This window comes from Pseudomonas sp. QS1027 (assembly GCF_002814235.1).
GTDB lineage: Bacteria > Pseudomonadota > Gammaproteobacteria > Pseudomonadales > Pseudomonadaceae > Aquipseudomonas.
In genome coordinates this window covers 527636-539482 of record NZ_PHSU01000003.1, presented here as the reverse complement: position 1 = coordinate 539482, position 11847 = coordinate 527636, and the positions used below count along the sequence as shown (strand labels likewise).

Here is an 11847-nt window from a genome sequence, read left to right as displayed (position 1 = left end):
CACCCGATTCCCGATCGCGACAATCATTCACCCGGCGTATGCGCAGCCATCGTCCTACTTCGACTTGCCCTTCTTCTTGTCGTGCTTGTCGCGTTTTTCGAAGGCATCCTCGATCGCCCGGTTGATCGTGCGCAGCACCTTGACCCGGGCCCAACGCTTGTCGTTAGCCTCCACCAGCGTCCAGGGCGCCACTTCGGTGCTGGTACGATCGACCATATCGCCGACGGCGTCGCGGTACAGGTCCCACTTCTCGCGGTTGCGCCAATCGTCTTCGGTGATCTTGAAGCGCTTGAACGGAATCTCTTCGCGGGCCTGGAAACGTTCCAACTGGGTCTGCTTGTCGATGGCCAGCCAGAACTTCACCACGATCACCCCGGCCTCGCTCAACTGCTCCTCGAAATCGTTGATTTCACTGTAGGCGCGCATCCAGTCGGCCTGGCTGCAGAAGCCTTCGATCCGCTCCACCAGCACCCGGCCATACCAGGAGCGGTCAAACACGGTGAACTTGCCGCGCGCCGGGATCTGCCGCCAGAACCGCCAGAGGTAAGGCTGGGCGCGTTCGTCCTCGGTCGGCGCGGCGACGGGAACGATGCGGTATTGCCGCGGATCGAGCGCCGCCGCGACCCGGCGAATCGCCCCGCCCTTGCCCGCCGCGTCATTGCCTTCGAACACCGCCACCAGCGCGTGCCGGCGCATGCGTTTGTCCCGCAGCAGACCGGCCAGGCGTGCCTGCTCGGTAATCAGTTGTTCTTCGTAGTCGTCCTTGTCCAGGTGCTGGCTCAGGTCCAGGCTGTCCAGCAGACTGAGTTCGTCCACCCCGGAAAGCAGGGGCGCGGCATTGGTCGGGCGCGGCTTGGCGTCCTTGGTCTTGAGGGCCGTCTGCAAGCCTTCGAGCAGGATCTTGCCCACGGTCAGGCTGCGATAATGCGGATCGACCCCTTCGATCACATGCCAGGGCGCATAGTCGTTGCTGGTGCGCCGCAGCACCCGCTCGCCGAAATGCACGAACTGGTCATAAGTCTCCGATTGCTGCCAGTCCAGCGGGCTGATGCGCCAGCTGTGCAAGGGATCATCCTGGAGTGATTTGAGGCGGGCCTTCATCTGCTTCTTGGACAGGTGGAACCAGAACTTGAAGATCAACGCACCTTCGTCGCAGAGCATGCGCTCCAGGCGCTCGGCGCCATTGATCGCCTGGTCCAGCACCGCGTCCTTGAATTCCCCGTTCACCCGCCCCTGCAACATCTGGCTGTACCAATTGCCGAAGAACACCCCCATGCGACCCTTGGCCGGCAATTGCCGCCAGTAGCGCCAGGCCGGTGGCCGGGCCAGTTCTTCATCGGTCTGCTGGTCGAAGGTACGGACCTCGATCAGGCGCGGGTCCATCCATTCGTTGAGCAACTTGACCGTCTCGCCCTTGCCCGCCCCTTCAATGCCGTTGATCAGCACAATGACCGGAAAGCGCTTTTGCTGCTGGAGCTCGAACTGCGCCTCGAGCAAGGCTTCACGCAAGGCCGGAACTTCGGCGTCGTAAGTTTCTTTGTCGATGGCGTGACCGATTTCGGCGGATTCAAACATGGGCGACTCCCTTCCAAGATAGAGCAAGACTAACGGATCGGACCACGCGGTGTGGCGGGAAATCCCCAGGCCTTGCCGTGGATCAATCCGGCGCCCGGCAATGGGCTAGAATAGCCGCCTTGTTGCCGTCGAGTTGCCCCATGACCTGCGTACCGCCCACTCCTCCCAGCCACGCCCAGATCGACTGGGACGACCAGGGTCGCCCGCACTCGCGGGTCTTCGATGACGTGTATTTCTCCGACCAGTCGGGCCTGGACGAAACCCGCTACGTCTTTATCGAGCAAAATCGCCTGAAAGAGCGTTTTACAGCCCTGGGGCCGAACGAGCGGCTGGTGATCGGCGAAACCGGCTTCGGCACCGGGCTGAATTTCCTCTGTGCCTGGCAGTTGTTCGATACCTGCGCGGTAGCGGGCGCCCGACTGCATTTCGTCAGCGTGGAAAAGTACCCGCTGAGCCGTGCCGACCTGCAGCGCGCCCTCGCCCTCTGGCCGGAACTGGCGACGTTCAGCGCGCAATTGCTCGGGCAGTATGTCGCCATTCACCAGGGCTTCCAGCGCCTGCTGCTGGACAATGGCCGGGTGACCCTGACGCTGTTGGTCGGCGATGTCCTGGAGCAGTTGCCGCAACTGGATGCGCGGATCGATGCCTGGTTCCTCGACGGTTTTGCCCCGGCCAGGAACCCCGAGATGTGGACGCCCGAGCTGTTCGCCGAACTGGCGCGACTGGCGGCCCCCGGTGCGACCCTGAGTACCTTCACCAGCACCGGCTGGGTTCGACGCTCGTTGAATGCCGCAGGTTTCAAGATGCGCCGGACGCCGGGTATCGGCCATAAATGGGAAATCCTCCGGGGCGAATTTATCGGCTGGCCCGCGGACATCGCCGAGCCGCCTCCGACCAAGCCCTGGTTCGCGCGCCCACGACCGCCCGGTGGTGAACGCAAGGCCCTGGTGATCGGCGGCGGCCTGGCCGGTTGCGCCAGCGCGGCGAGCCTCGCTGCCCGTGGCTGGCAGGTCTGCCTGCTGGAGCGCCACGACGCCCTGGCCCGGGAAGCCTCGGGCAACCCGCAAGGCGTCCTCTATCTCAAGCTGTCGGCCCATGGCACCGCGTTGTCACAATTGATCCTCAGCGGTTTCGGGCATACCCGTCGCCTGCTCGAACAGTTGCACAAAGGCCTCGACTGGGACGACTGCGGTGTCCTGCAACTGGCCTTCGACGAGAAAGAGACCGAGCGCCAGGCCCAGTTGGCCGCCGCCTTCAGTCCCGACTTGCTCCAGGTCCTCGATCAAGCCCAGGCCCAGGCCCGCGCCGGCGTGTCCCTTGAGCACGGCGGACTGTTCTTTCCGGAAGGCGGCTGGGTTCATCCGCCAACCTTGTGCCAATGGCAAGCCAAACACCCGAATATTGAAGTGCGTCCCCATAGCGACGCCGTCGAACTGCGCAAGGTCGACGGTCAATGGCAGGCGTGGGACGCCGACACCTTGCTGGGTAGCGCCCCGGTGGTGATCCTCGCCGGGGCCGCCGAAGTGAAACGCTTCGCCGCCAGCGCGGCGTTGCCACTCAAGCGCATTCGCGGGCAGATCACCCGCCTGGCGCAAACCGCCGCCAGCGCCGCCTTGAACACCGTGGTCTGCGCCGAAGGGTATGTCGCGCCGGCACGCCTCGGTGAACATACCCTGGGGGCCAGCTTCGATTTCAAGAGCGAGGACCTGACGCCCACCACGGCGGAGCACATCGGCAACCTGGCCTTGCTACAGGACATCTCGCCCGACTTGGTCGCACGTCTGAATGTCGGCGAACAGGCCCCCGAGCAACTGCAAGGGCGGGCCGCCTTTCGCTGCACCAGCGCCGACTACCTGCCGATCGTCGGGCCGCTGGCGGACCCGCAGTCGTTCGCCGAGGCCTACGGCATCCTCGCCCGGGATGCCCGGCAGGTCCCACAGGTCCCCTGCCCCTGGCTCGAAGGCCTGTATATCAACAGCGGCCACGGCTCCCGTGGCCTGATCAGCGCACCGCTCTCGGGTGAGCTGCTGGCGGCGTGGCTGGAGGACGAACCGCTGCCGCTGCCCCGCAGTATTGCCGAGGCCTGTCATCCGAATCGCTTCGCCTTGCGCGCCTTGATTCGCGGCACGGGCAAATCCCGGGCGAACACCTGAACCGGCGCCCCGACCAGACATCAGAGCGGGGCGGGATGCTCATCCAGTTCGTACTGGGTCAGCGCTTCAAGAAAGTCTTGCTCCTCGGCGAGACGGGTCTCCATCAACGTCGACAAACGCCGGGCATACCTGTCGCTGAGCATCTCCGGGGACTGGGTCAGCAGTTGTTGCTCCTGCTCATGAAACGGCTTGTTGAAGAGGGCGAAGTCCCGTGGGTACTTCTTCCTCAGGTAGTCGATCCAGAAATCCCGCGAAGCAATAAAGGTCTTCATGGCCGCTGTCCCCTCAGCCTGCCGTACGCGACTGCGGGCGTCCAGGATCTGCTCCTCGCTGACATCGGCAATGGATCTGAAGAACATCTCCTTCGGCTGCCCGGGCAGATACAGTGAGCGCCCAAGGCCGACCCGATAGGCCAGATTCACTTCGATCTCATCCACCACACTGGCTGAAGGCCGTTCGGGGCGTTCGTACAGCGCCTTGACATGCTCCCGGGCAATCTCATCGATACGCTCCAGGCGAAACAGGCCACGCGCCAGCTTCAGTAACTCCGTCGGCTCATTGCTCTTGACCGCCAGGAGCCGGGCCCGGGCCAGCAGCATCCGGACTTCCAGGTGACTGAAGTTGCGGGCGGCACTGTCCACACAGGTCAACGGATCGGCCGCCAGGTCGAACAGTTCACGACGCAACGTGGTGCTCTCGGCGGCTTCCGCCAACACCTCCCAGACACGTCGCGTCAGGTCGGCGCGAGTCTTCTGATATTCGGCGCTGCCGCCCAGGCGTCCCAACAACGCGAACAGTTCCTCGGAGCCCTCCTCTTGCCGCAAGTCATGCCACAGGTCGCGCAAGCTGTCACGGCGCTCGCCGTCCTCGATATCCGCCAGCCAACGCTGACGCGCACTGTAGTCATCCAACGCCAACTCGGTATCAGGAATGCCGAAGGTAATGCCGGTGCGCGCCCGATAGGCCGCCAACAGGTTCTGGTGATACTCCGACAAGGGGTTGTTACGCAGGATGATCCGCCGATTGATCGGCGAAGGTGCCGTGTAGATCGCGTTCGGCACACCCTGGATCCGGTTGTCGCGCAGATCCGCTTCGTACAGGCGAACCCGTGTCAACAGGCCCACAGGCAAACCGTCGATACCTGTCCCGCGCAGATGCAGGCGGCGCAAGCGCGGCATCTGGCCGACATCCAGCAAGCTGACATCGAAGTTGCCATTCAGGTTCAGGGTTTCAAGGTCGTGCAAACCCGACAGCACACCGACGGCGTTCGGCGTCAGGGTGATCTGATTGTCCTGCAGATAAAGCTCCCTGAGCAGGCTCATATCGGCAATCGCATTCGGCAGGAACTCCAGCCGATTGTTGTTCAACTCCAGCCGGCGCAGATTGGGAAAACGCTCGAGAAAACCTTCGGGGATCCGACTGATTCTCATGTTCTTCAATGAAAGCTCGGTGACATGATCAAAACTGATACCGGCGGGCAAACTCGGCAGGCTGTCGACGCGCAAGCCCGCCAGGCTCAGGCTGTGACCGATGACCGCGCCATTTTCGTTGTAGGTAGTGGGTGTTTGCCGTCGCCAGCAACGCTCGATGATCTCGGCCGCCTGCTCACGGCTCTCGGCCATGCCTCCCAGCCAGGCATGCGCCCTTACCGCCTGCTCTCCGCGCCAATCGGCCAGCGTCGAGCGCAGTTGCCGGAGCTCCTCTTCGAGCGCCTGGAGCCGAGCTCTGACCTCAAGCGGATCGTCGCCAAAAGAAAAAAAGAGGTTACGCGCCTCCGCCTCGCAGAGGTCTGGATACAGTCGGGTCAACCGGCGTAATCCGCGTCGCGACCCATGGACAATGCCGCGCCTGACACGCAGGCAACCGCCAATATCGCTGTCGCGCCATGTCGGCGAGCGCGGTCCTGGCTTGCGCGGCGGCAGGCCGAGGGTCTCTTCGAGCTCAGCCTGCGGACGCTGCAGGATCTTGGACATCAACAACTGGTGCAGCAAGTCGGCCTCGTCCAGCTTGACCCCCATCGCCTCCCGCTCGCTCAGCCGCAAGCCACTGAGCACGGCCGCGCTCAGGGCCTCTGGCCCGTCGGCCAACGGCCCCAGACTCAGGCCCTGGTCATCAAAGGCCTGATACCCCTGCTCGGTCCTGACCAGAACCCGGCGCCGGGGCAGATAGTCATCGCCCATCTTGAACAACAGGCGTCCGTCGAAGCGCTCCTGGCGAATCTCCCAGCGCACATCCGTCGGCCACCCGCCCATCGTTTTCAGCAGGGACAACTGCAACCTGGCGCTATCCAGATCGCCCGTTTTCTTGAGAAAGCCACCGTCCAGTGCGTGATTGACTCGAATCTCACGCCTGCTCTCGCTAGCCTTTTCAATCAGCTCCAAGGGCAGACGCCCGCCAAGGCTCAAGCGCCCTTTCAGCACGTCGTCCGTCTGTCCCAGGACTTCACGCAAGACCCCGCCCGGTAAATCGGCAAAGCCTTGCCTGACGCTCACGGGCAAGTCGACATCGGTCACGCAGCACAAGCTGTAGAGACGCTGGAACACCGTGCCGCGCTGTTCGCGTACATGGGTGCGCAGCATCCCTTCCAGAAGCGCCGATGCCTGGTCGAGATCCGCCCCCGGACCGAGCAGCATCCGCTGCTCCTGGAGCGTCAGTTTGTCCGCGATCACCGCCAATCCGTTCGCCTCGACATCCTTGGACTGGAGCATGAGCCGCATCGGTTGCTCCGTCAGATCCGCCCCGTATTCCTTGGGCGGTTTGCCCGCCTCACCCAGCAACATGAGCGTGCGATTCTGGGGCCAGCCCTTGAGGCTTGGCAGAATCTGCAACTTCAGGTCGAGCACACGTGCCGCGGCCGATGTCGGCGCAGTGGCCGGTACCAGCAGCCAACCCAATTCATTGTCCAACCTGAAGCGCTGTATCGTGTCGACCAGGGAAGCCGGGATCTTGGCATTATTCATATGCAACCGACGCAACAGCGGTTCGTCGAGTCGCTGAATCGACAGGATCCGTTCGAGGGTTTCATCGCTCAAAAACCGTACATCAGGCCCCAGGCGGCGCAGCAGGTAAACCGGGTCGTGCCACCGCAAGGGCCATTCGTGCGCCAGCCTCCAGGCCCCACTACCATTGTGCTCAAGCCAGGGTTCGTAAGCCGATTCACGGCTCGGATGCCGCAGACGCCAGGCCCCGGCGGACTCATCCCGGTAGGCCCGGTAAGGCTCATCAGCGATATCCAGGTAACGATGTCCGTCACCCGCGTCGTCGCCCAGGTAAAAACCCTGATGGTCCAGTTCCCTGTCCGCAAGCTCGGGGACATCATGACGATAGGCGCGCAGATCGGCCTGCCACAGCCGGTAGCGACCATCGCTCGACTTGACCGGCAGAAGGCTGTCAAAAAAGTCCGAATGCCGCTGGAAGAAACCTTTGAGGGCCTTGCCTCCCCAATGCACGGCCAGCCCCAGGGCCACCATCGTCGCAATGTCCTCCGCCACCGACATCATGTGCGAGATCGCCTCGTCACGCTCACCGCGCTGCCAATCCTCATAACCCTCATAGGCTTGCGCCAACAGTTGCCCGACCGCCACCCCCATCATCAGCAAACCCAACCAGGGGTTGGCGAAGGCGGCCAGGTTCAGCAAAGTCATTCCCAGGCCAAACAGGGACTGGATTCTGGCCTCGCGGGCATCCAGGTCGACATCTTCGGTCGGAACCGCCACGACCCGCCCATCCTCCTGGAGCCGCAGGATCTGTTGTCGATAGAGGTGAAAACACAACTCGCCGCTCAACGACTCCGGCTTCAACGCCAAATCGGCCGCCTGATTCAGCGATTTCGTGACATTGTCAAAGGCATCCCGGGTCTCCAGGGTCAGGCGCGCCCTCAATTGCGCCAGGAACCTCGGCAGATCGCGCTGGCTGACAAAACCACAGAAGAACGCTTCATACGACGGCTCCCAAAGACGGCTGCGCAGTTCGGCGTGGAACGCCGCGAGCGAGGCATAGAGTTTGAAGCGGGTGAACGGATCATTGGGAATATGCACCAGTAGCCGATTTTTCATCGCAGCCGTTTCGCTCGCTGGCACATTCTGCAGCGTGAACAGGCAAATACCCGATAACGAAACACCCAGCACCGTCAACCCATTGGCCATCATCCATGAACCATCCGGGGCAACGGCGACATTCCACTCGATCAACTTGCAGACCTGTTGATGGGCAAGCTGATCGATGTCCTTTTTCATGTAGGCGATATAGGCATCCACCAACATATCGGCTTTCTTTTGCTGGACGATCGCGGACTCAATCCGAAATTCGTTGTCATCCGCCGCCTCCCCCTCTGTTGCCGGGAGATGAAAAGCCTGGCACAGGTGATTCTGATAGAGCCGGCCCAGATCGAGCTGGCGCACCAGTTCGACGAAATCCTCCAGACGGACTTTTGGCACCCGCTTCGGGTCACCGCTCAGGCTTATATGGGATTTGGGGGGGCGGCGTTCGTCCGCTTCGAAGTTCTGCAACGCGGCCTCCAGCAAACTGCGGCTGGTATAGGTCATCGGAAAGACTTGGGACGACTCGATTGGATAGCGCAGTGACGGCCATCGATCGGCAATTTTCACTTGATCCCGGTAGATATTCAGGCCCGGGCCGAATCGGCTCAACAACGCATGCTCCAGGACCGGCCCGCAAAACTCCCGGACGGGTTTCAAGTCCTTGAGCCGCTCGGACAGTTCTTCCTTGAAAAAAAGGCTGCGCCGCAAGTGTTCGCGCAGGCGCGCGATATCTTCGGGGCGGGCCGCCAACAACCAGGGCGGAGCATGGGCATTGATCACATCTTCGTTTTCGCTTTGTTCGTCCAGGGCAGACGGTACAAAACTGGGAATAGCTGACATTTCAAATATCCTTTTTAAAAAGCTCGCCGCCGCGACCTGTTTCTCCAGGGTGGCGACCAGCGTCTCCAGAGTCTCGGTACAGCTATGCGGTCCATCGGCATAGCTGAACAGTGCTTCATGCAAGACCGTGTCACGGGTGGCGGCATCGACGATCGACCAGACACGTCGAGCCGCCTCCTCTTGCGTCCACGGGGTCTGCTCCCGCGACCACAGGTGCAGACGCCAGAACAGTAGAAAAAAGCCCTCGGCCATCGGCTCGGCACGCAAGCGCTGCCATTTCAGCCGCTGTCCGGCCAGTCGCGCCTGGCACGCCGTAGTTGCCAACTGCGCCGGATCGCAAGACTCGATCCAGGCATCCTCTTCCTCTTGTCCGCTACCACGCACCGGAAGTGGCATCACACCCAGGCTGATCCCCGCGTTCTGCCTGAGCGCCGCCAACCGGCGAAGGTTTTCTTCGGACAAGGGATTGCTCTGCTGGCCGATGTAACGCGTGACCGCAGCAGGCGCATTGAACAATTGGGGAGGGATCGACACGATCCGGCTATCGCGCAAGTCCAGTGCCTCCAGGGCAACGTGCGTGAACAAGCCATTCGGCCAACGGTCGATGCCGGTATCGCGCAGCATCAGTTGTCGCAAGGCCGGCAAGCCACTCAGATCAGGAAGCTGATGGAGGGGATTGCCATTGAGGTTGAGGGTTTCCAGCGCGGTCATGACCGTCAGCAACGCCGAACTGTGTGCGGTCAGGGAAATCTGATTGCCTTGCAGGTACAGATGGGTCAGTTGCTCCATCTCGGCCAGGGCATCCGGCAAGGCCTGGACCAGTCGCGGTCCGGCAAATTGCGCCAGGGGTTGATACTGCTCGAGCGCCGCGTCTATTTCATCGCGGTAATACTCGCTCAACCTCATGCTTTCGCCCAAGGCAGGCCACAGGTTGCATTCGACGGCCCTGCGTCTCAGATAACGCGGGGCGTTTTGGGCAAAAACGCTCTCGCTTCGAAAACTGCGCGGCTCCGACGGCATCAAGCGTTGCTCGCCGGCATTCGACTCTTTCAACATGCGGAAATACCCTTGATCGTCCATGTCCATCGAGGGTATCAGTCCGCCCAAGCTTGAAAATCTCAAAAAATCTATTGTTTATCAGCAGCTTAAACAAAAAATCCAAATCCTTTGGATAGCCGGATAACACCTCCGCGCGCAACACGCCGCGCCACCGGGGCTCATCCGGTGAGCACGGTCGCGCGACTTTTTATCACCATTGGACAGGGGAAATTTCAGCTGGGCTCAGCCCAGGTCGCAGTCCCGTGGCCGGGGCCAGGTACGTGCGGGTTTCTGCGCCTTGACCTCGTCGCTCGCCTCGATGCCGATGCTATCCGTCCCCAGCAATGCCTCCAGTTCCGCAATGCTGCGAATGTAGTGGTCCAGCGGCTCCAGCGTCGCCTGGTTGGGAATGTACCAACTGATGGCCCGGGTATTGCCCTCTGCATCGGTGGTCACGATGGTTTTCCAGAAGGCCTCGGGGGTGCGGATACCATGGGATTCGAGGAAGAAGTCATTCGCCGGATTATCGTGGATCACCCCGCCGTAGACCTGGACTGGCGCCAGGTCGCGATAGCATTCCGAGACCTCCTCCGTTTGCACCCAGATCCCCTGGTTGAAGCGCGCGGCCTGGGGCACGATATTGCTCATGTAATGGGCCTGGCGAATCGCCATATCACTCTGGTCCATTTGATTGGAGGGCACCAGGTGTCCCCGATCCCAGCCAGGCACCGCGCTGTATCCTCTGGCGGAAAGTTGCGTCGGACACCCAGCGGGCAGATCGGGGTCCAGCTCAAACCCCCTGGGCCGTTTTGCATGGCCCTTGTCCGCGGTCAGCTGATACGCGTACCTGAGCGCCGTGCGGTTTTCACAGTCATAGGTCAGGGTGAAGCCCTCGCGGACCAGGGTGATCTTCCCGGGAGGAGGTGCCAGATCGGGCAATGGCGAAACACAACCGCCCAGGCCCAGCAACAGCCCTCCCAGGAACGCTCGGCGACCGGCATTGGCAAAGGCCAGGCGCAATACCGGCCTGATGGGGTGTACTACAATGTTGTTCATTTTGTTGTTCCTCATCCATAACGACCTGCCCTTGGCAGCCCGTCAGGAAGAGAACATTCTTGTGTTGCCTATGTCTGTCAGAACGGGACGAAACAGGCGAAGGGCCTGTCATTACACCTTGGCGTTGTAGCCCGACAGGCCCTGGCACAGTAGCATCAGGCCCCCTAGCCGCCAGAGACGATTCCATGCTGATTCCCTACGAGCAACTCGAGCCCGACACCCTCACCCGCCTGATAGAAGACTTCGTCAGCCGCGACGGTACCGACAATGGTGACGACACCCCCCAGGAGACCCGCGTGCTGCGTGTGCGCCACGCGTTGAGCAAGGGCCAGGCGGTGATCCTCTTCGATATCGAAAGCGAGCAATGCCAGTTGCTGCCCAGGCATGCGGTGCCAAAAGAGTTTTTCGACTGACCGTCAGACAACGGAGTCGCGGGCAGGCTCCGGCTCGCCCAGTTGGGTCAGGATCCGACGGTAGATTTCCGCCCGGTGCACATTGACGTTCTTCGGCGCCTCGACACCGAAACGAACGTGGTTACCGTTAATGGCGAGAATTCTCACGGTGATGTTATCGCCGATGGAAATCATCTCGCCGACGACGCGGCTCAGTACAAGCATGGCACTCAATCCTCAAGGGTTTATGAGCAGCCAAGACTGCCCGGCCCGATGAGCGCCTTCAATGCAGGCACGGCAAATCAGCCGGCCCTGACCGACAGGGCCGACTCGCCCTACAGAATCAGATTACTTACCGGGCCAAGTCGGAGAATTTACCAAGGAGAGCTGGATTCAGGACGGCGAAAAGCGCGGCCCCAACAGGATGATGCTCGCACCGAGCACGCAGAGCGCGGCGCCCAACCAGTCGGAACCGAGGGGACGAATACGCTCGATCAGGCCCAGCCAGGCAATCGAAGCAACGATGTAGATCCCGCCGTAGGCCGCGTAGGCCCGACCTGCGTAGGTCGCCTCCACCTTGGTCAACAGCAGCGCAAACAGCGTCAGGCTCAAGAGCGCCGGGGCGATCCACCAGGCGCTCTTGCCCAGGCGCAGCCACATCCAGAACGCATAACATCCGGCGATTTCAAACAGCGCCGCGAGAAAGAACCACAAATAGTTGATCACACTAAACACTCGTCAGGATTGCACATT

7 protein-coding genes are annotated in these 11847 nt (G+C 61.7%); 2 read left to right on the top strand and 5 right to left on the bottom strand.

The genetic code is table 11. The features are described 5' to 3' along the window. Nucleotides 1-54: 54 nt before the first annotated feature. Nucleotides 55-1575: a polyphosphate:AMP phosphotransferase gene (pap, locus tag CWE01_RS03225; protein WP_100939068.1), complete on the bottom strand. Its 1521-nt coding sequence runs from the start codon at nucleotides 1573-1575 to the stop codon at nucleotides 55-57. Nucleotides 1576-1715: 140 nt separating this feature from the next. Between pap and mnmC the strand changes: the two genes are divergently transcribed. Then, nucleotides 1716-3728: a bifunctional tRNA (5-methylaminomethyl-2-thiouridine)(34)-methyltransferase MnmD/FAD-dependent 5-carboxymethylaminomethyl-2-thiouridine(34) oxidoreductase MnmC gene (mnmC, locus tag CWE01_RS03220; RefSeq protein ID WP_100939067.1), complete on the top strand. Its 2013-nt coding sequence runs from the start codon at nucleotides 1716-1718 to the stop codon at nucleotides 3726-3728. Between the two features lie 20 nt (nucleotides 3729-3748). Here mnmC and CWE01_RS03215 read toward each other — a convergent pair whose 3' ends face one another. After that, complete coding sequence (locus CWE01_RS03215; RefSeq protein WP_157815177.1) at nucleotides 3749-9514, bottom strand: NEL-type E3 ubiquitin ligase domain-containing protein; 5766 nt, start codon at nucleotides 9512-9514, stop codon at nucleotides 3749-3751. A 375-nt stretch (nucleotides 9515-9889) separates the two neighbouring features. After that, nucleotides 9890-10702: a DNA/RNA non-specific endonuclease gene (locus CWE01_RS03210; protein WP_100939066.1), complete on the bottom strand. Its 813-nt coding sequence runs from the start codon at nucleotides 10700-10702 to the stop codon at nucleotides 9890-9892. Nucleotides 10703-10887: 185 nt separating this feature from the next. On the opposite strand from CWE01_RS03210, the gene CWE01_RS03205 reads away from it, so the two are divergent. Beyond that, nucleotides 10888-11115, top strand: coding sequence for a YheU family protein (locus tag CWE01_RS03205; RefSeq protein WP_100939065.1), 228 nt, complete (start codon nucleotides 10888-10890; stop codon nucleotides 11113-11115). A gap of 3 nt (nucleotides 11116-11118) precedes the next feature. Here CWE01_RS03205 and csrA read toward each other — a convergent pair whose 3' ends face one another. Together csrA and CWE01_RS03195 are read right to left on the bottom strand one after the other, a co-directional pair. After that, on the bottom strand, nucleotides 11119-11319 hold the full coding sequence (csrA, locus tag CWE01_RS03200) for a carbon storage regulator CsrA (RefSeq protein WP_100939064.1): 201 nt from the start codon (nucleotides 11317-11319) through the stop codon (nucleotides 11119-11121). A 168-nt stretch (nucleotides 11320-11487) separates the two neighbouring features. Beyond that, a complete protein-coding gene (locus CWE01_RS03195) occupies nucleotides 11488-11820 on the bottom strand; it encodes a YnfA family protein (RefSeq protein WP_100939063.1) in 333 nt (110 codons plus the stop codon). Nucleotides 11821-11847 lie beyond the last annotated feature (27 nt).

What these genes read in the sequence shown, in the direction of transcription:
- mnmC (WP_100939067.1), top strand. Translation starts at nt 1,716, where the DNA reads ATGACCTGCGTACCGCCCACTCCTCCCAGCCACGCCCAGATCGACTGG.
- CWE01_RS03205 (WP_100939065.1), top strand. Translation starts at nt 10,888, where the DNA reads ATGCTGATTCCCTACGAGCAACTCGAGCCCGACACCCTCACCCGCCTG.
- csrA (WP_100939064.1), bottom strand. Translation starts at nt 11,319, where the DNA reads ATGCTTGTACTGAGCCGCGTCGTCGGCGAGATGATTTCCATCGGCGAT.
- pap (WP_100939068.1), bottom strand. Translation starts at nt 1,575, where the DNA reads ATGTTTGAATCCGCCGAAATCGGTCACGCCATCGACAAAGAAACTTAC.
- CWE01_RS03210 (WP_100939066.1), bottom strand. Translation starts at nt 10,702, where the DNA reads ATGAACAACATTGTAGTACACCCCATCAGGCCGGTATTGCGCCTGGCC.
- CWE01_RS03215 (WP_157815177.1), bottom strand. Translation starts at nt 9,514, where the DNA reads ATGAGGTTGAGCGAGTATTACCGCGATGAAATAGACGCGGCGCTCGAG.